Source organism: Microbacterium sp. NPDC058389 (assembly GCF_042722305.1).
Taxonomy (GTDB): Bacteria; Actinomycetota; Actinomycetes; order Actinomycetales; family Microbacteriaceae; genus Microbacterium.
The window spans coordinates 247,340-264,217 of sequence record NZ_JBHXJQ010000006.1; the positions used below are offsets into that span (position 1 = coordinate 247,340).

The following is a 16,878-nucleotide window of genomic DNA, read 5'->3' on the forward strand; positions in this document are numbered from 1 at the left end:
CCCGATGACCTCCGACGACACTCGAGCGGCGCGCACCGAAGCGGTGCGCGCCCTCGAGGCGGAGTTCGGCGAGCTGATCAACCGGTTCCGCCGCGTCATCACCGAGAACGCCAACCGGGTGAGCCCCGGGATGCTCCCCGGCGCCTACAAGGTGTTCACGACCATCGTGCGTCGCGAGGGCATCACGCTGTCGGCGCTCGCCGAGTCCCTCATGGCCGACAAGGGCCAGATCAGCCGCACGGTGCGCGAGCTGGAGGGGCTGGGCCTCGTCCGGCGCACCCCCGACCCGGACGACGGCCGGTCGAGCCTGCTGTCGCCGACGTCGTTCGGGCTCGAACGCCTCGAAGCCGCCCGTGCCCCGCAGGAGAGCCTGCTGGTCGACGCGCTCGAAGAGTGGGCGCTCGACGACATCCTGAATCTGACGCGCCTGCTGCACGCGCTCACGGCCGACGAGCGCCCGTGACGTCAGCCTCGGAGCGCGACGAAGTCGTACTCCTGGAACGCGGCGACCTCCGGCACCCAGCGCTCCGCGACGAACGACCTGTGGACCGGATGCCCGTCGTACGCGTCGTAGGCGGCCTGGTCGGCGAACACCATGGCGAGCTGGAAGACCAGGTCGCTCTTCGCGCTCACCTGCCTGCTGATCCGGAAGTCCTCGACGCCCGGGATCGACGTGAGCGCCTGCCACGCGTCGTCGAGGAAGGCGTCCTCCTCCGGCGAGCCGGGCGCGTGGACGAGGCGGAAGACGACGGTGTGGGCGATCGACATCCCTCCAGTGTTCCCCATCCACCCGATGCGGGCGTCGCGCAGCGGTAGCGCCCGCGTAACACGGGCGAGACGAACGCACGGTTGACTGGGGTCACCGGGTTACGTCCGTGCCGACGTCGGCACGCCCGCGGAGGGAGTTCGCGATGAGGATCAGGTCGCTGCGATCGACGTCGGCACCGCCGCTGGAGCCCGTCGCCGCCCCGCCCGCCGAGATGCGCGCGATGGTCATCGGCGAACCCGGCGGACCGGAGGCGCTGGGTGCGGCATCCCTCGCCGTCCCCTCGCCCGTGCTCAGCGAGGTGCTCGTGCGCGTGGTGGCGGCGGGGATCAACCCCATCGACGCGAAGACGCGCGCCGGAGCGGGCGTCTCGGGCGCCGTGGGCGCGTACCCCGCGACGCTCGGATACGACTTCAGCGGCGTTGTCGTGAAGAGCCCGTTCGAAGCGCATCCGCTGCCTCCGGGCACCCCCGTGTTCGGCATGGCCTCGTTCCCGCGGACGGGCGGCACCTACGCCGAGTACGTCGTCGCGCCGACGCTGTCGGTCGCGCGCAAGCCGGCGGCCCTGTCCCATGTCGAGGCGGCAGGGGTCCCGCTCGCGGCGCTCACGGCCTGGGGGCTCGTCGTCGAGACGGCGCATGCCCACGAGGGTCAGCGCATCCTGATCCACGCCGCGAGCGGCGGCGTCGGCCACTTCGCGGTGCAGTTCGCCGCGTACTTCGGCGCGCACGTGACCGCGACCGCATCAGGGCGCAACGCGTCGTGGGTGCGCGAACTCGGCGCCGCGGTCGTGATCGACCACAACACGACCCGTTTCGACGAGGTGGTGGCCGACGTCGACGTCGTCATCGACCTCGTGGGCAACGTGCACGCCGACACGGGGACCCGTTCGCTGCGCGTGCTGCGTCCCGGCGGCCTGTACATCCTGGTGCCGACGGGATCCTGGCCGGGCTATGCCGAGGCGGCGGCCGCGGCGGGCGTCCGAGCCACGTCGTACAAGGTCGTGCCCGACGGGGGCGCGCTGGCGACGATCGGCCGGCTGCTCGATTCGGGCGCGGTGCAGGTCTACATCGATCGCGTGTTCGACCTCGACGACGCGGCGTCCGCGCATCGGGAGCTCGAACTCGGCCACACGCGCGGCAAGATCGTGCTGCAGGTCGCCGCCGGCTGACGCGGCGCGGAGCTCAGCCGACCGGCGTCAGAACCCGGCGCCCCTCGGCGACGATCTCGTCGGCGATGGCGTCCAGAAGCGGGGAGCGCAGGTTCCACTGCTGCCAGTGCAGCACGGTGTCGATGGGGTCGCCGCCGAGCAGCACGAGTTCACCGCGGTCGAGGGCCTCCTGGGACTGCAGGCGCGGCAGCATCGCCCATCCGAGGCCGAGACGCGTCGCCGTCGCGAAGTCGTTCGACGCCGGCACGTAGTGGCGCGGCGGCCGACCGGGGTCGACGCCCTGCGCGGCGAGCCAGACGTTCTGCAGGTCGTCCCGGCGGTCGAAGTCGACGAGGGGCGCGGCGGCCAGGTCCGCCTCACGGTCGCCCCCGAGCCAGCGCGCGACGTACGCGGGCGTCGCGACCGCCTCGTACCGCAGCGCGCCGAGCACCGACACGCGGCAGCCGCTCACCGCGGTGGCACGCGTCGTGACGGCGCCCATGACCGTCCCCGACTCCAGCAGGGCGGCCGTGAAGTCCTGATCGTCGCGATGCAGATCGAAGACGACGGGATGCCGGCGGCCGAGCCGCGCGAGCGGCTCCAGGAACCACGTGCCCAGCGAATCGGCGTTCACGGCCAGCGGCACGCGCGTGAGCGCGCCGTCGTCCGCTCCGTCGCCGAGCGCCGCGAGCGTGTCGTGCTCGAGCAGCGCCGCCTGGCGGGCGAGCCGGACGATGGCCGCCCCCGCCTCGGTGGCGCGCACGGGCTTGGAGCGGACCAGCACGAGCCGGCCCAGCTGCTCCTCGAGCGTCTTGATCCGCTGGCTCACTGCCGACGGGGTCACGTGCAGCCGCCGTGCGGCCGCGTCGAGGGTGCCCTCCTCGACGACGGCGGCGAGGGTCTCGGCCAGCTCGAACGATATTCGTGTCATAAGCACTGCTAATGCTACTGAAGAACCATGAGCTGGACTGTGGATGCTGGCGGCCCTACCGTCGAGGAGTGCTCTCGCCCCTCGTCGCCGGTCTCGGACTCGGCTTCTCACTGATCGTCGCCATCGGCGCACAGAACCTCTTCGTGCTGCGCCAGGGGCTGCGGCGCGAGCACGTGCTGGCGGTCGCGACGATCTGCGCTGTCTCGGATGCGGTCCTCATCGCACTCGGGGTCTCGGGCATCGGCCTGGTGCTCCAGGCGGTGCCGTGGCTCATCGGGGTCGTCCGCTGGGCGGGCGCTCTGTTCCTCGTCGGGTACGGTCTGCTCGCCGCGCGCCGGGCCTGGCGTCCATCGGGCGAAGCGCTGGGCGGCACCGCGGAGCCGGCGTCGGCGGCATCCGGCTCGCCCTCGGCGGGCGTCGCGACCCGGACGCGGCTCGCACCGGCGCTGCTCACCTGCCTCGCCCTCACGTGGCTGAATCCACACGTGTACCTCGACACGGTGTTCCTGCTCGGCACGGTCGCGAACACGCACGGCGATGACCGGTGGCTGTTCGCGGCCGGGGCGATGGCGGCGAGCGTGGTCTGGTTCTTCGGGCTCGCCTTCGGGGCGCGCCTGCTCGGGCGCTGGCTGTCGACGCCGCGCGCCTGGCGCCTCCTCGACGCCGTGATCGCGGTCGTCATGATCGCGCTCGGCGTCTCGCTCGTGCTGCCAAGCGCGGGGTGACGGCTCAGGCCTTGCGCAGCGACGGATCCTCGATCTCGGCGATGCGCGCGGCCACGATCGCACGGATCGTGTCGTCCGGCAGCGGAGCGTCGGGCTGGAACCGGACGGTGCCTTTGTCGTGCTCGAAGCTCTCGCGCGCCGCCTCGGACAGCCCTGCGGCCACCACGTCGGGCACGCGTCCGCTGAACGGGTACACACCGATGTGCTTCTTCGTGCGCATGACCGCGATGAGCGCCTTCCCCCGGTACAGCAGCGCCGGCATGCCGTAGCTCTTCCCCTGCTCCACGTCCGGCACCGCGGCGCGCACCACGTCGAACACATGCGAGACGACCGCGCGGTCGTCGGGGTCGAGGCTCTCGAGGTACTCGTCGACGGTTCCCATACCGGCATCCTGGTCTGCCGGCGCGGGGCGCGGCAAGATGGCGGGCATGAGACGCGTGCACGTGATCGTCGGCGGCGAGGTGCAAGGCGTCGGCTACCGGTACACGATGCGCATGGTCGCCCGCGAGGCCGGGGTGTCGGGCTGGGTGCGCAATCGCCGCGACGGCTCGGTGGAGGCGGAGGTCGAGGGGACGCCCGGCCAGGTCGACGAGGTGCTCGCGTGGATGGCCGGGGGTCCTCCCGGCGCGATCGTCGAGTCCGCGGCCGTGACGGACGCCTCCCCCACCGGCGGGCGCGGCTTCGAGGTGCTGCCGACCGCGTGATCGGTCAGGCGGGCAGGCCCGCCGCGAGCTCGGCGAACACCTCGGTCGCATCGTCGCTGGGCGCGAGCCCCGCCGCCTGCCCGGCCCACAGCGACACCAGGTCGCCGTCGCCGCGGCGCGCCGCTGCGGCACGGAACGCCCCGGTGAGCCAGTTCTGCGCAGGGAACGGTGCGATGACGCCCGCCGTCTCGATCGTCCGCATGGCCCGGTTCGGGATGCCGCGTGCCAGCCGCCCGCTCAACGCCCGGGTGAGCACGGTGGCGGTGTCGGCCGCTTCGGCGATCGCCTGCCGATGTGCGTCGGTCGCGGCGGACTGACGCGTGCGCAGGAAGGCCGAGCCCACCTGCACGCCGGAGGCGCCCAGGGCGAAGGCCGCGGCGACTCCGCGGCGGTCGGCGATCCCGCCCGCGGCGATCACCGGCACATCCACGGCGTCGACGAGCTGCGGCACGAGCGCGAACGTCCCGACGAGAGACGCCTCGGGCGGCTGCAGGAACGACACCCGGTGTCCGGCCGCCTCCGCGCCGGTCGCGACGATGGCGTCGACGCCGGACTCGTCGAGCGCGACGGCCTCGGCGACCGTGGTCGCCGTTCCGATGATCCGGATGCCGCGGCTGTGCGCCGCCTCCACCAGGCGGTGGTCGGGAACGCCGTAGACGAGGCTGAGCGCCGCGGGTGCGGCATCCATCACCGCCGTCAGCTGCGAGGCGATGTCGGGCAGGAATTCCACCGGAGTCGCCGGCGGCGCGATGCCCGCCGCCTCGAACAGCGGTGCGAGCGCGGCGCGCGCCGGTGCGAGGTCCACCTCGCCCGGCGTGACCTCGTCGCCGGTCGGCAGCCACAGATTCACCGCGAACGGCCGCGCCGTCGCGGAGCGCAGCGCCGCGATCGTGTCGCTGATGCGATCGGCGTCGTAGCCGTACAGGCCGTACGAGCCGAGGCCGCCCTGGTCGCTCACGGTCGCGGTCAGCTCGACGGACGACAGCCCGCCGAAGGGGCCGAGCACGATCGGCGCGTCGATTCCCAACAGTTGCTGCAGCGTCTCGGCCATGCTTCCGACGCTACTCCGCGCACCGGCGGCGCGCGGAGGTGTGACACCCGGGCATGACGAAGGGGCCCCACCCGGAGGTGAGGCCCCTTGCGCTGCGACCTTGCGGTCGCTGAGCTTGTCGAAGCGTCAGACGAGCGCGTTGACGTCCAGCGGGATGCCGGGGCCGAACGTGGTCGACACGGCGCCCTTCTGGATGTAACGGCCCTTCGAGCTCGAGGGCTTCAGGCGCACGATCTCTTCGAGCGCGGCCTTGAGGTTCTCGTCGAGCTGGTCGGCCGAGAACGACGCCTTGCCCACGACGAAGTGCACGTTGGCGTGCTTGTCGACGCGGAACTCGATCTTGCCGCCCTTGATCTCCTCCACGGCCTTGGCCGGGTTGGGGGTCACGGTGCCGGTCTTGGGGTTGGGCATGAGGCCGCGGGGGCCGAGCACCTTACCCAGACGACCGACCTGGCCCATGAGCTCGGGCGTCGAGACGGCCGCGTCGAACGCGGTCCAGCCGGCGGCGACCTTCTCGATGAGCTCGGCGCCACCGACCTCGTCGGCGCCCGCGGCGATCGCGGCCTCAGCGGCCGGACCCGTCGCGAACACGATGACGCGGGCGGTCTTGCCGGTGCCGTGCGGGAGGATGACGGTGCCGCGCACCATCTGGTCCGCCTTGCGCGGGTCGACCGAGAGCTTGAGCGCGACCTCGACGGTCGAGTCGAACTTCGCCGAACCGGTCTCCTTCGCGAGGGCGACAGCCTCGGTCGGGGTGTAGAACTTGTCCGCCTCGATCTTGGCGGCAGCAGCCTGGAAGGCCTTGGACTTGGTAGCCATAGTCGTTATTCCCCTCAGTCCTCGACCGTGATGCCCATGGAACGGGCGGTGCCGGCGATGATCAGCGAGGCGGCCTCGATGTCGTTCGCGTTCAGGTCGGGCATCTTCGTCTCGGCGATCTGGCGCACCTGCTCCTTGGTGAGCTTGGCGACCTTGACCGTGTGAGGCGTCTTCGAGCCCTTCTGGACGCCCGCAGCCTTCTTGATGAGCTCAGCGGCCGGCGGGGTCTTCAGGATGAACGTGAAGCTGCGGTCCTCGTAGACGGTGATCTCCACGGGGATGACGTTGCCGCGCTGCGACTCGGTCGCGGCGTTGTACGCCTTGCAGAACTCCATGATGTTGACGCCATGCTGACCGAGCGCGGGGCCGATCGGCGGCGCCGGGTTGGCTGCACCGGCGTTGATCTGAAGCTTGATCAGGCCGGTCACCTTCTTCTTCGGTGCCATTCTTCTTTCCTTTCATCGAACGGATGCCAGGGGCATCCCTTCTCCCGCACGTCCGGCATCTCCGGACAGCGGTTCTCCCGGGACGATACCCGGGAAGTCTGTGTCAGAGCTTGGTGACCTGGTCGAACGACAGCTCGACCGGGGTCTCGCGCTCGAAGAGCGAGACGAGGACCGTGAGCTTGCCGCTCTCGGGCTTGATCTCGCTGATCGTGCCGGGCAGGCCCGCGAACGAGCCTTCCTTGATCGTGATGGTCTCGCCGACCTCGAAGTCGACCTCGGCGATGACGCGCGCGGCCGCGGGCTGACCCTTCTTGGCGGCGCCGCCCTTCGCGGCAGCGACCTCCTTGACCTCGACCAGGCTCTTCAGCATGTTGAAGGCCTCTTCGAAGCGCAGCGGGGTCGGGTTGTGCGCGTTGCCCACGAAGCCGGTGACGCCGGGCGTGTGACGCACGACGGACCAGGTGTCCTCGTTGAGCTCCATGCGCACGAGCACGTAGCCGGGGATCCGGACGCGCGTGACCATCTTGCGCTGCCCGTTCTTGATCTCGACGACGTCCTCCATCGGGACCTCGATCTGGTAGATGTCCTCTTCGACCTCGAGCGTCGACTTGCGCTGCTCGATGTTGGCCTTCACCTTGCGCTCGAAGCCGGCGTACGAGTGGATGACGTACCATTTGCCCGGAAGGGTGCGCAGCTCAAGGCGGAACGCCTCGTACGGGTCCTCGTCGTCGTCGGCCTCTTCGTCGGCCTCTTCGTCGGCCTCGACGTCGTCGACCACCGCGGCGGCGGCATCCACCTCGGCGACGAAGTCCTCGTCGAGGACGGGCTCGTCGTCGTCGCCGTTCACGTCGGGACCGTCGTAGGGGGTGACCTCGTCCGCGGCCTCGGCCTCGAGCTCGGCGACCTCTTCGGCGATGGAGTCGTTGATGACCTCGGCGGCCGCCTCGGTCTCCGCAGCCTCGTCCAGGTTCAGTGCGTCGTTCACGATCGCGTCGGCCTCCGGGTCGTCGATGTCGATGTCGTCCAGGTCGGAGTCGTCCGCGTCCTCGTCGTCCACCACGTGGATCGCGAGATGCTCGGCCGCTTCGACCGAGTGCTCCTCGGCGGCGAGGACGTTGCCCTCCTGAGCCTCGTCGTCCTCCGACGACTGCTCGGCAGCCGTCGCCCAATCCGCGTCGTCCGAATATCTTTCCGTCACGTGAGTTCTCTTCCGTTCCGTCCGCTGCCGGACCTGCGGTCCGCCCGTGTCATGCCCCTGGCGCGAGCCGGGGCGCTCGGGATCAGGAGCCGGGCACTCCGAAGACGTTCGCCGTGATCCACACGAACAGCACGTCGAGGCCGTAGACGAGCGCCATCATCACGACGACGAAGCCGAGCACGACCAAGGTGTACTTCAGCAGCTCCTGGCGCGTCGGCGTGACGACCTTGCGGAGCTCGGCGAAGACCTGGCGGATGAACAGGGCGATGCGAGCGAAGACGTTGGGCTTCTTCTCGCGAGGCGCGGTCGTTCCCTCAGCGGGGACGACTTCGCCCTTCGGCTCGTCCTGAACCATCGATGCCACCTGATTACCTTCCGTGAGCCGACACGGATCGGCACACTGTGTTTGTCAACCATCGGACCTGCCGATGTTGCGCTGAGCGCAGGGCGGACAGGAATCGAACCTGCAACCTGCGGTTTTGGAGACCGCTGCTCTGCCAATTGAGCTACCGCCCTAGAGACCCGGGGGTCTCGCTGAACCCGCACTCCTCCCCCGTCGTCCGACCGGGGAGCGCTGTTCCTGACCAGCAGGCACAGCGAAAGAATGCAGACTTCAACTGCACGATCAAGTGTACGGCATGCCCGGGGGCCCCGCGAACCGAGGCGGCCGTCAGAGCCGCCGCAGCGCCCGGGCCACGAGATCGCGGATGCCGAGTCCGACCGCTCCGGCGGGCACGAGGAACGCCGCACCCAGCGCGGCGCCGCTCTGCGCCCGCTCGACGACGGGCCGGTGACGGGCCTCGTACGCGGCGAGCGCGGCCGGCACGTCCGGCGCTTCCCGCAGCGCACGATCGAGTGTGCGCGCCCCGAGGATCGCCATGCTGGATCCCTCTCCGAGGATCGTGAGGCTCGACGCCGCGTCGCCGAGCAGCGTCACTCGGCCGTGCGCCCACGAGCGCGCGGCCACACGACGCACGCGGTCGAAGTACAGGTCGGGGACGTCGTCCAGCGCGGCCAGGAACTCGGCGGCGCGCCACCCGGTGGACGCGTAGCGGCGCCGCAGCAGCGCGATCTGGGCCGCGCGGTCGGCGGGCGCGTCGGCCGTCCGGAAGATGAAGGCGACGCCCGGCCGACCGCCGGCCGGATGAATCGTCAGCGAGACACCCGGCTCGTTGTACATCGTCACCACGCGTGGATCCTCGATCTCCAGCGACAGCGGCGCGGTGGCGATGGCCAGGCGCGGCGCACGCCGGTAGGCGGCATCCACACCCCACAGCGTGCGGCGGGTCGCGGAGTTCTGTCCGTCGGCCCCGATGACGAGGTCGAAGCGCGCGTGCCGGCCTGAGGCGAACCGCACGCCGACGCCGCCGGCATCCGCAGCCAGGTCCGCGAAGGTGTCGTCGAACCGCACTTCGGCGACCTCCGCCGCCGCACCGGCCAGCACGGATGCCAGGTCGACGCGGGCGATCTCGATGTCGGCGGGGTCGCCGCGCATCCCGATGGTGGTGAACGGGCGGCCGTCGCGCCCCACCAGCGCGAGCGTGCGGGCTCCGGTGTCGCGTTCGCGAGCGGCGGCCTCGAGTCCGAGGTCGCGAACGACCCCGAGCGCCTCCCCTCGGATGTCGACAGGACTGCCGCTGGAGCGGACGCCCGCACTGCGTTCGACGAGGGTCACGTCGTGCCCGCTGCGTCCGAGCAGTGCTCCGGCGGCCGCTCCCGCGATCCCCGCGCCGACGATGAGGATCCGATATTTCTGCATGCACTGCAGATTAGCACTCAGTGTATTTCTGCACCACGTGCAATTCGTGCGCTAGTCTGCGGGGATGACGGGACTGCGCGAACAGAAGCGCGAACGCACGCGCCGACAGCTCGTCGACGCCGCCGACCGCTTGTTCCGCGAGCGCGGGTATGCCGAGACGACCGTTGCCGACATCGCCGCCGCTGCCGGCGTCTCGACACGGACCGCGTTCACCTACTTCGCGACCAAGGACGACCTGCTCTTCCCGGACGCCGACGAGCGCGTCCGCCTGGCCGTCGACGCGCTCGAGCAGCGTGCCGGGGACGACGAGCCCATCCCGGCCCTCCTCCGGGCGCTGCAAGGAGCCGACATCGCGGTCACCGACCTGCTCGGAGACCGCGCCGCGCTGCGGGTCGCCCTCGTCGAGAGCGAGCCGTCGGTCCGCGGCCATGCGCTGCGCCGGCTCGCCGACGCGCAGACGGCCATCGGCGACGCCCTGCACCGCGCCTACCCCGACCGCTACTCCCCCGTGCAGGCGGCGGCGCTGGTGGGCGCGTTCGTCGGTGCGGCCTCTGCGGCCGCAGCCGCCGTCGCGCGCGAGGCGGAGGGCATGACGGAGGCCCAGCGGCACGCTGCGCTGACCGCTGCCGTCGGCGACGCGTTGGCGCCCTGGACGACCGAGCGCACCTGACGCCTGCCGGCCTCGCTCAGTACTGCTGGATGCCGTACCGGTCGGGCTCCGGGGCGCGTTCGAAGGCGCGTCCCGACACCGCGGTCGGCTCGACCCGCACGTACGTGTACTTGAGCGTCGGGATCCACGGACGCAGCCCCAGCCCGTCCGCGCGCTCGACGTCGGCGGAGCGGTCGAGCGGGTGCGCGCGGCCGCGCAGGATCACGCTCCAGGCATCGGTGTCGGTGTGGTCGTCGACCTCGAACAGCACCTCGTCGTTGACGGTGAGCTCGAACAGCTTGCTCCCCTGCGCGGTGCGGAACAGCACCGTCGCGCCGTCGACGACGTAGTTCACGGGGAAGATGTCGAGCACGTCCCCCACGTGGGTGACGAGCCGTCCGAGCTCCTGCCCGCGCAGGCGCTCCCAGCACTGCTCGTCCGAGAGCGCGACGACGGGGTCCGGTGTGTCAGCCATACCCCCATCCTCGCCCTTGGACGCCCGGCACGACACCCCCGGACGGCGGGTTAGCATTCGGGCATGACCCTGTCGCAGACGCGGCTCGACGAGCTGTGGGACTTCTCCGACCCGGCGTCCTCCGAAGCACGGCTGCGGCGCGCCGCCGACGACGCGGAGGATGCCGGCGTCCGCGCCGAGCTGCAGACGCAGATCGCGCGCGCCCTCGGCCTGCAGGACCGCTTCGCCGAGGCCGATGAGGCGCTGGATGCGGTGGCCATCGGCGACGACGCCGTCGCCGCACGGGCGGCGCTCGAACGCGGCCGCGTGCGCAACTCCGCCGGCGACCCCGACGCGGCGATCCCCTACCTCACCGCGGCGGTGGATGCGGCATCCCGATCAGATCTCGTCTTCGTCCGCGTCGACGCACTGCACATGCTCGCGATCGCCGACGCCGACCAGGCCGACGAGTGGACGGCCGCCGCGCTCGCGGTGCTCGACGCCGTCGACGATCCGCGCACGCTCCGCTGGCGCGTCGCGCTGCACAACAACACCGGGTGGCGGCGGCTCGACGCGGGACGCGTCGGCGACGCCATCACCTCGTTCGAGACGGCTCGGGATGCCGCCGTCCGCTGGGGGACGCCGCAGCAGGTGCAGTGGGCCGACGAGGCGCTCGTCGAGGCCCGCATCCGGCTCTGAACCCGCTATCGGTCGTCGAGCGGAGCGCGCTCCGGCGCGCGAAGACGAAACGCAGTGCTGCACGAGGTCGCTCGTGCAGCACTGCGTTTCGTCTCGCTCGCACCTCGCTCGCTCAACGACCGATTGCGGAACGCGATCAGACGCCGACGCGGATGAGCTTCTTGTTGACGAACTCGTCGGCGGCGAGGAAGCCCATCTCACGGGCCGTGCCGGAGCGCTTCACGCCGCCGAAGGGCAGCGCGGGCTCGTCGGCCAGGACCACGTTGACATAGACCATGCCGGCGTCGATCTTGTCGGCGACGCGGGCGGCCTGCTCCTCGTCGGTCGTGAACACGTACGAGCCGAGTCCGAAGCTCGTGTCGTTGGCGAGCGCCACCGCGGCGTCCTCGTCGGCGACCTTGTAGACGACGCCGACGGGGCCGAAGAACTCCTCGCGGTACGCGTCCATGTCGCTCGTCACGCCGGTGAGCACCGTGCCCGGGTAGTAGGCCCCGTCGCGGACGCCGCCGGCGACGAGCGTCGCGCCCTGCGCCACGGCGTTGTCGACCTGCGCGGCGATGCGCTCTGCGGCCGTGAGCGACGACAGCGGGCCCAGCACGGTGTCGTCGGCGAACGGGTCGCCGACCTTCGCGCCGGCCATCGCGGCCGTGAACTTCTCGAGGAACGCGTCGTACAGGCCGTCGACCACGATGAACCGCTTGGCGGCGTTGCAGGACTGCCCGTTGTTGTCGAGGCGGGCGGCGACCGCCGCCTCGACCGTGGCGTCCAGATCGTCGGTCGACAGCAGGATGAACGGGTCGGACCCGCCGAGCTCGAGCGCCACCTTCTTGAGGTTGCGCCCGGCGATCTCGGCCACGGCGGCGCCCGCGCGCTCCGAGCCCGTGACCGACACGCCCTGCACACGGCGGTCGGCGATCACGGCGGCCGCCTGGTCGTTGGTGGCGTAGATGTTCGTGTACTCGCCGCCCAGTCCGGCATCCGCGTACAGCTGCGCGATCGCGGCCGCCGACTCGGGGCACTGCGGGGCGTGCTTGAGCAGGATGGTGTTTCCCACCACCAGGTTCGGCGCCGCGAAGCGGGCGACCTGGTAGTACGGGAAGTTCCACGGCATGATGCCCAGGAGCACGCCCAGCGGCGAGCGGCGGATCACCGCGGTGCCGTCGCCGTCGATCTCCAGCGGCTGGTCGCCCGTGATGCGGTCGGCGTGATCGGCGTAGTACTGCGTGATGTCGGCGGCGAAGTCGACCTCGCCGAGCGCCGCCTCCAGCGGCTTGCCCATCTCGCGCACGATGATCGCGGCGAGCTCTTCACGACGCTCGCGGTGCAGATCGGCGACCTTCCGGATGCCGGCAGCGCGCTCGGCGACCGGGGTCGTCCGCCACGTGCGGTAGGCGGCATCCGCCCCCGCGATCGCGGCCTCGAGGGCCTCGTCGGTGATGGTCGGATACGTGGCCAGGGTCTCGCCCGTGGCCGGGTTGACGACGGCGTAGTCGCTCATGGATGCTTCTCCGATCGAAGGGATGGGGTCAGTCTGCCGGTCAGCGCCGGGCGCGTCGAAGGCTTTCGGGTGCGTCGATACTGAGTGTCTCACCACGGAAGAACGCCGGACGCTTGATCGCCTGCCAGATCATGATCACGATGCCGACGACGATGATGCCGACACCGAGCACGAACACGAGGCCGACGCCGCCGATGTTCGACCCGCTGCCGTAAGCCGGGTCCATCGAGTCGATGAGGGTCGTGACGAACAGCACCGCGAGGATGGCACCGCCGACGAGCGGGAACAGGAACGTGAAGAAGAAGCTCCGCGCCGAGTCGAACCACTGCTTGCGGAAGTACCAGACGCACGCGAACGCGGTGAGGCCGTAGTAGAAGCAGATCATCATGCCGAGCGACAGGATCGTGTCGGTGAGGACGTTCTCGCTGACGATGCGCATGACGGCGTAGAACACCGAGGCGACGATCGCCGAGACGACCGTGGCGTAGCCGGGCGTGAAGAACCGCGGGCTCACCTTCGCGAACTTCGCCGGCAGGGCGCCGTAATGGCCCATCGCCAGGAGGGTGCGCGCCGGGCCGACGGCCGTCGACTGCAGCGAGGCGGCCGAGCTCGACAGCACCGCGAGCGACACCAGGAACGCGAGGGGCCCGAGGATCGGGTCCGACAGGGCGAAGAAGACGTTGGCCGAGATGTCCTCGTTGGCAAGCCCCAGACCGGTCGATCCGACGCCGGCGAACATGATGAGGCCGATCGACAGCAGCAGGTACAGGCTCACGACGATGACGACCGTCAGCATCGCGGCGCGGCCGGGGGTCTTCGCCGGGTTCTTGGTCTCCTCGTTCATGGTGAGGACGACGTCCCAGCCCCAGAAGATGAAGATCGACAGCGAGAGGCCGGCGGCGAATGCGCTGAACGACGACACCTCGAACGGGTTGAACCACGACCACGAGAACGCCGTCGGATCGGGCGCCTCGCCGTCCACCGCCTTCACGATCGCGACGACCGCGAAGAGCACGAGCACCACGACCTGGAAGCCGACCAGCACGTACTGGAACTTCTGGGTCGTCTGCATGTCGCGGTACGAGATGAGCGTCGCACCCAGCATGAACAGCAGGCAGACCACCACGTTGATGATCGGGTTGAACGCCAGCTCGGCGATGTCGGGGTTGCCCGACAGCTGCGAGATCAGCAGGAACAGGAACTCGACGGCGATGCCGGCCAGGTTCGACAGCACGATGACGGTGGCGGCGATGAGGCCCCAGCCGGTCAGCCAGCCGATCCACGGGCCGAAGGCGCGCACGCCCCACGTGAAGGACGTCCCCGAGTCGGGCATGGCGCGGTTGAGCTCGCGGTAGCCGAACGCGGTCAGCAGCATCGGGATGAAGCCCACCAGGATGATCGCCGGGACCTGCGTGCCGACGACGGCGACGGTCGGGCCGAGCGACGCCGTGAGGGTGTAGGCGGGGGCGATCGTCGAGACGCCGATGACGACGGCGCCGAGGACGCCGACAGCGCCGGCGCTCAGGCCCTTCTTCGACAGCTCGCCGGCGTGGGCGCCGGAAGCGGGGGCGAGCGGCGCCGCGGCGCCGGAGTTCTGTGGAGCGCTCATCGTGACGCGCCTTCCTGGCGCGTGCGCGGCACGACGACCATCGGTACGGGGAGCTCGTGCAGCATCTTCGCCGCCGTCGAGCCGAGGAACAGGCGCCGGGGCTGAGCCAGCCGGCTGGAGCCGACGACAGCGATCTCGCCCGGCTCCCACCCGAGGTGGGCGACAGCGTCTTCGATGCTGTCGCCGCGGGCGACGACGACGTCGGCCTGGACGTCGTCGGGGAGGGCGTCCAGTGCCTTGCCGAGGACGTCGTCGGCGTGCGCGGCGCCCGCGATGCGGATCACGCCGGTGTCGACCGTGGCCGGCAGGTCAACCGACACCAGCGACAGCAGGCGCAGCTCGGCGCCGGTGGCGGAGGCGAGGGCGATGCTCGCGTCGAGCAGCGCCTCGGCGCCCGGCCGGGTGCCGATCGCGGCCGTCACGCGGGTGATGCCGGTTGCCTCCATGCGGCGCGACCCCTCGGGGGCGAGCACGACCGGGACGTCCGACGAGTGCAGCAGCTCGTTCGCGACCGTGCCCAGGCGGTGGCGTCCCCGCAGGCCGCCGTTGGCGGCGCCGACGACGATGAGGGATGCCGCGAACTCGTGCGCCGCGACCACCAGCCCCTCGGCGAACGAATCGGCGAAGCGGACGTGCGACCTCGAGGTGACGGCATCCGGGATCGTCGCCGTCGCCTCGGCGAGCCACGTCTCGGCCTGCCCCTGCAGGTACCGGTCGTAGCTCGCGTCGGGCGGGGTGATGACGCTGCGGTCCTCGCCCGGCAGCACGAGGACGAGGTCGAGCTCGGCGCCTGCGGCCACCGCGAGACGCGCGCCGAGCGCGACGGCATCGGCGCCGGCGTCGGTCGCGGTGTACCCGACGACGATCCGGGCGGTCACCGTCGTGCCGCTTCGAGGACGTTGGCCGCGGCGAAGCGACCCATGCGGATCGCGCCGTCGACGTGCTGGTAGCCGGCGCCGGCCATGTCGCTGCAGGCGAAGTGGATCGGACCGACCGCCGTGCGCAGGTCGGCACCGTAGCGGTGCAGGCCGCCCATGTCGAAGCTGGCGGCGTAGGCGCCGCGCGTCCACTCCTCCGAGCCCCAGTCGCTCTCGTAGTAGACGACGGGGTTCTTGGCCTCGGGGCCGTAGTAGTGCGACAGCGACTCGAGGATGCGCTCCTTGCGCTCCTCGGCCGACAGGGTGAACAGGTCGTCGGCGTTCTGGTCGCTGACGAAGCCGACGAGCGTGCCGCGCTCGTCGCCGTGGTTGGTGTTGTCGTAGGCCTCGTGCGACAGCTCGTAGGGGCTGAACGCCGTGCCCGACAGGCCCTGCTCGCGCCAGAACGGGCGGTCGTAGACCGCGTGCACCTTGATGACGAAGCCCATCGAGAGGTGCTGGTGCAGCTGGTGCTGGCGACGCGGCAGTGCCGGGACGAACGAGATGCGGTCGTAGAGCACGGGGGCGTGGGCGAGGATCGCGTAGCGCGTGTGGACGTGCAGGTCGCCGTCGGCGTGGACGGTGACGCCGTCCTCCGACCACTCCAGCGTGCGGACCGCGTGCCCGAGCAGGACGTCGTCGCCGAGGCGCTCGGCGAGCAGGATCGGGACCTGCTGCAGGCCGCCGACGACGCGCTTGTCGAGGATGAAGTCCGCGTCGACGAGGTTGGAGTACGAGCCCGCCGAGGCCGCCATCAGCAGCGACTGCAGCAGCGAGAACGTGTGCGTGGGCTTGGTGAGCATGGCCGAGCCGGTCGCGAACGCGAGGTTGCGCACGGCCTCGTCGTCGTCGGTCTGGGCACGCAGCCAGGCGTCCCACGTGACGGCGTCCCACTCGGCGGCGTTCGGGTGCTCCCACGGCCGGTCGGGGTCGATCTCGGCGACCATGGCGTCCAGGCGCTCGGTGATCTCGGCGATCGCCTGCTCGGTCTCGGGCGAGACGGGGAACATCTCACCGGTGAAGCGGTGCAGCGTGCCGTCGGGTCCGACGTAGACGCTGTCGCCGTCGCGGTAGCGGCTGTAGGTCTCCAGCCCGAGCTCGGCGATGGTCTCCTTCAGCGCGTCCTGGTCGGGCGAGACCCACTGGCCGCCGATCTCGAGCATGGCGCCGTCGATGACGTCGGTCCACAGGCGGCCGCCGACGCGGTCGCGGGCTTCGAGCACGACGACCGACAGGCCGGCCTTCTTCAGTTCGTTGGCGGCGGTGGTGCCGGCAGCGCCGGCGCCGATGATGACGACGTCACGGGTCAGCTCGGTCATTCGGACTCCTTTGTCGGGCGCGCCTGCCCGGCGCGCGTCGTGCGGTTTCTTGCGTGTGGTTCGGGGGGCCCGGGGGGCGGGGGGGGGGGCGCCCGGGCGGGGGGGGGTAGTTTTACCCCCCCAGACCCGTGGGCGCCCCGGAAAAAAACACGGGCCCACACCCCGGGAGAAGACAACCGGCCGG

Annotated in this window: 20 protein-coding genes and 1 tRNA gene; 6 read left to right on the forward strand and 15 right to left on the reverse strand. The window is 71.0% G+C overall.

From position 1 onward, the window contains the following. Window positions 1-4: 4 nt before the first annotated feature. Complete coding sequence (locus ACFWJ8_RS10975) at window positions 5-463, forward strand: MarR family winged helix-turn-helix transcriptional regulator (protein ID WP_378811287.1); 459 nt, start codon at window positions 5-7, stop codon at window positions 461-463. 2 nt (window positions 464-465) lie between these two features. Here the strand turns inward: ACFWJ8_RS10975 and ACFWJ8_RS10980 are convergent, their stop codons facing one another. Then, a complete protein-coding gene (locus ACFWJ8_RS10980; RefSeq protein ID WP_378811288.1) occupies window positions 466-768 on the reverse strand; it encodes a Dabb family protein in 303 nt (100 codons plus the stop codon). 143 nt (window positions 769-911) lie between these two features. Between ACFWJ8_RS10980 and ACFWJ8_RS10985 the strand changes: the two genes are divergently transcribed. After that, complete coding sequence (locus ACFWJ8_RS10985; protein ID WP_378811290.1) at window positions 912-1,937, forward strand: NADP-dependent oxidoreductase; 1,026 nt, start codon at window positions 912-914, stop codon at window positions 1,935-1,937. A gap of 13 nt (window positions 1,938-1,950) precedes the next feature. On the opposite strand, the gene ACFWJ8_RS10990 is transcribed toward ACFWJ8_RS10985, so the two are convergent. Next, entirely contained in the window at window positions 1,951-2,847 is an 897-nt protein-coding gene (locus tag ACFWJ8_RS10990; RefSeq protein WP_378811291.1) for a LysR family transcriptional regulator ArgP, read from the reverse strand. A 68-nt stretch (window positions 2,848-2,915) separates the two neighbouring features. On the opposite strand from ACFWJ8_RS10990, the gene lysE reads away from it, so the two are divergent. Continuing rightward, window positions 2,916-3,572 (forward strand): L-lysine exporter, encoded by a 657-nt coding sequence (gene lysE, locus ACFWJ8_RS10995; RefSeq protein ID WP_378811293.1) that lies wholly within the window; start codon window positions 2,916-2,918, stop codon window positions 3,570-3,572. A 4-nt stretch (window positions 3,573-3,576) separates the two neighbouring features. Here lysE and ACFWJ8_RS11000 read toward each other — a convergent pair whose 3' ends face one another. Next, the gene (locus tag ACFWJ8_RS11000) at window positions 3,577-3,954 is read right to left on the reverse strand and encodes an iron chaperone (protein WP_378811295.1); all 378 of its coding nucleotides are present in this window, start codon (window positions 3,952-3,954) and stop codon (window positions 3,577-3,579) included. Between the two features lie 46 nt (window positions 3,955-4,000). On the opposite strand from ACFWJ8_RS11000, the gene ACFWJ8_RS11005 reads away from it, so the two are divergent. Then, complete coding sequence (locus ACFWJ8_RS11005; RefSeq protein ID WP_378811297.1) at window positions 4,001-4,276, forward strand: acylphosphatase; 276 nt, start codon at window positions 4,001-4,003, stop codon at window positions 4,274-4,276. Window positions 4,277-4,280: 4 nt separating this feature from the next. Here ACFWJ8_RS11005 and ACFWJ8_RS11010 read toward each other — a convergent pair whose 3' ends face one another. From ACFWJ8_RS11010 to ACFWJ8_RS11040, 7 genes are all read right to left on the reverse strand, one after another. Then, window positions 4,281-5,327: an NAD(P)H-dependent flavin oxidoreductase gene (locus ACFWJ8_RS11010; protein ID WP_378811299.1), complete on the reverse strand. Its 1,047-nt coding sequence runs from the start codon at window positions 5,325-5,327 to the stop codon at window positions 4,281-4,283. Window positions 5,328-5,453: 126 nt separating this feature from the next. Further along, complete coding sequence (gene rplA, locus ACFWJ8_RS11015; protein ID WP_378811301.1) at window positions 5,454-6,146, reverse strand: 50S ribosomal protein L1; 693 nt, start codon at window positions 6,144-6,146, stop codon at window positions 5,454-5,456. Between the two features lie 14 nt (window positions 6,147-6,160). Beyond that, entirely contained in the window at window positions 6,161-6,592 is a 432-nt protein-coding gene (rplK, locus tag ACFWJ8_RS11020) for a 50S ribosomal protein L11 (RefSeq protein ID WP_018172800.1), read from the reverse strand. A gap of 103 nt (window positions 6,593-6,695) precedes the next feature. After that, window positions 6,696-7,790 carry a transcription termination/antitermination protein NusG gene (nusG, locus tag ACFWJ8_RS11025; protein WP_378811304.1) on the reverse strand — a complete coding sequence of 365 codons (1,095 nt, stop codon included), beginning with the start codon at window positions 7,788-7,790 and terminating at the stop codon, window positions 6,696-6,698. A gap of 82 nt (window positions 7,791-7,872) precedes the next feature. Continuing rightward, window positions 7,873-8,145, reverse strand: a complete 273-nt coding sequence (secE, locus tag ACFWJ8_RS11030) for a preprotein translocase subunit SecE (protein ID WP_378811305.1) — start codon at window positions 8,143-8,145, stop codon at window positions 7,873-7,875. An 88-nt stretch (window positions 8,146-8,233) separates the two neighbouring features. Further along, window positions 8,234-8,306: transfer RNA gene (locus ACFWJ8_RS11035), tRNA-Trp, on the reverse strand. A gap of 154 nt (window positions 8,307-8,460) precedes the next feature. After that, window positions 8,461-9,549, reverse strand: a complete 1,089-nt coding sequence (locus ACFWJ8_RS11040) for an FAD-dependent monooxygenase (protein WP_378811307.1) — start codon at window positions 9,547-9,549, stop codon at window positions 8,461-8,463. 64 nt (window positions 9,550-9,613) lie between these two features. Here ACFWJ8_RS11040 and ACFWJ8_RS11045 point away from each other — a divergent pair, with 64 nt between their 5' ends. Next, window positions 9,614-10,219, forward strand: a complete 606-nt coding sequence (locus tag ACFWJ8_RS11045; protein ID WP_378811308.1) for a TetR/AcrR family transcriptional regulator — start codon at window positions 9,614-9,616, stop codon at window positions 10,217-10,219. A 16-nt stretch (window positions 10,220-10,235) separates the two neighbouring features. Here ACFWJ8_RS11045 and ACFWJ8_RS11050 read toward each other — a convergent pair whose 3' ends face one another. Next, on the reverse strand, window positions 10,236-10,673 hold the full coding sequence (locus ACFWJ8_RS11050; RefSeq protein ID WP_378811310.1) for a pyridoxamine 5'-phosphate oxidase family protein: 438 nt from the start codon (window positions 10,671-10,673) through the stop codon (window positions 10,236-10,238). Window positions 10,674-10,736: 63 nt separating this feature from the next. Here ACFWJ8_RS11050 and ACFWJ8_RS11055 point away from each other — a divergent pair, with 63 nt between their 5' ends. Beyond that, entirely contained in the window at window positions 10,737-11,351 is a 615-nt protein-coding gene (locus ACFWJ8_RS11055) for a hypothetical protein (RefSeq protein WP_378811312.1), read from the forward strand. 136 nt (window positions 11,352-11,487) lie between these two features. On the opposite strand, the gene ACFWJ8_RS11060 is transcribed toward ACFWJ8_RS11055, so the two are convergent. The 4 genes from ACFWJ8_RS11060 to ACFWJ8_RS11075 are packed head-to-tail and all read right to left on the reverse strand — an operon-like array spanning window position 11,488 to window position 16,694. Beyond that, window positions 11,488-12,849, reverse strand: coding sequence for an NAD-dependent succinate-semialdehyde dehydrogenase (locus tag ACFWJ8_RS11060; RefSeq protein WP_378811314.1), 1,362 nt, complete (start codon window positions 12,847-12,849; stop codon window positions 11,488-11,490). 40 nt (window positions 12,850-12,889) lie between these two features. Further along, on the reverse strand, window positions 12,890-14,458 hold the full coding sequence (locus tag ACFWJ8_RS11065) for an APC family permease (RefSeq protein ID WP_378811315.1): 1,569 nt from the start codon (window positions 14,456-14,458) through the stop codon (window positions 12,890-12,892). After that, entirely contained in the window at window positions 14,455-15,336 is an 882-nt protein-coding gene (locus tag ACFWJ8_RS11070; protein ID WP_378811317.1) for a universal stress protein, read from the reverse strand. The genes ACFWJ8_RS11065 and ACFWJ8_RS11070 overlap by 4 nt, the downstream gene beginning before the upstream one ends. Continuing rightward, window positions 15,333-16,694 (reverse strand): flavin monoamine oxidase family protein, encoded by a 1,362-nt coding sequence (locus ACFWJ8_RS11075; RefSeq protein ID WP_378811319.1) that lies wholly within the window; start codon window positions 16,692-16,694, stop codon window positions 15,333-15,335. Before ACFWJ8_RS11075 ends, ACFWJ8_RS11070 begins: the two co-directional genes overlap by 4 nt. Window positions 16,695-16,878 lie beyond the last annotated feature (184 nt).

Coding starts and splice junctions, on each gene's coding strand:
- ACFWJ8_RS11005 (WP_378811297.1), top strand. CDS start 4,001: ATGAGACGCGTGCACGTGATCGTCGGCGGCGAGGTGCAAGGCGTCGGC.
- ACFWJ8_RS11040 (WP_378811307.1), bottom strand. CDS start 9,549: ATGCAGAAATATCGGATCCTCATCGTCGGCGCGGGGATCGCGGGAGCG.
- ACFWJ8_RS10985 (WP_378811290.1), top strand. CDS start 912: ATGAGGATCAGGTCGCTGCGATCGACGTCGGCACCGCCGCTGGAGCCC.
- ACFWJ8_RS10980 (WP_378811288.1), bottom strand. CDS start 768: ATGTCGATCGCCCACACCGTCGTCTTCCGCCTCGTCCACGCGCCCGGC.
- ACFWJ8_RS11050 (WP_378811310.1), bottom strand. CDS start 10,673: ATGGCTGACACACCGGACCCCGTCGTCGCGCTCTCGGACGAGCAGTGC.
- ACFWJ8_RS11010 (WP_378811299.1), bottom strand. CDS start 5,327: ATGGCCGAGACGCTGCAGCAACTGTTGGGAATCGACGCGCCGATCGTG.
- ACFWJ8_RS11065 (WP_378811315.1), bottom strand. CDS start 14,458: ATGAGCGCTCCACAGAACTCCGGCGCCGCGGCGCCGCTCGCCCCCGCT.
- ACFWJ8_RS10975 (WP_378811287.1), top strand. CDS start 5: ATGACCTCCGACGACACTCGAGCGGCGCGCACCGAAGCGGTGCGCGCC.
- ACFWJ8_RS11000 (WP_378811295.1), bottom strand. CDS start 3,954: ATGGGAACCGTCGACGAGTACCTCGAGAGCCTCGACCCCGACGACCGC.
- ACFWJ8_RS11045 (WP_378811308.1), top strand. CDS start 9,614: ATGACGGGACTGCGCGAACAGAAGCGCGAACGCACGCGCCGACAGCTC.
- ACFWJ8_RS10990 (WP_378811291.1), bottom strand. CDS start 2,847: ATGACACGAATATCGTTCGAGCTGGCCGAGACCCTCGCCGCCGTCGTC.
- ACFWJ8_RS11060 (WP_378811314.1), bottom strand. CDS start 12,849: ATGAGCGACTACGCCGTCGTCAACCCGGCCACGGGCGAGACCCTGGCC.
- secE (WP_378811305.1), bottom strand. CDS start 8,145: ATGGTTCAGGACGAGCCGAAGGGCGAAGTCGTCCCCGCTGAGGGAACG.
- ACFWJ8_RS11075 (WP_378811319.1), bottom strand. CDS start 16,694: ATGACCGAGCTGACCCGTGACGTCGTCATCATCGGCGCCGGCGCTGCC.
- rplA (WP_378811301.1), bottom strand. CDS start 6,146: ATGGCTACCAAGTCCAAGGCCTTCCAGGCTGCTGCCGCCAAGATCGAG.
- ACFWJ8_RS11055 (WP_378811312.1), top strand. CDS start 10,737: ATGACCCTGTCGCAGACGCGGCTCGACGAGCTGTGGGACTTCTCCGAC.
- rplK (WP_018172800.1), bottom strand. CDS start 6,592: ATGGCACCGAAGAAGAAGGTGACCGGCCTGATCAAGCTTCAGATCAAC.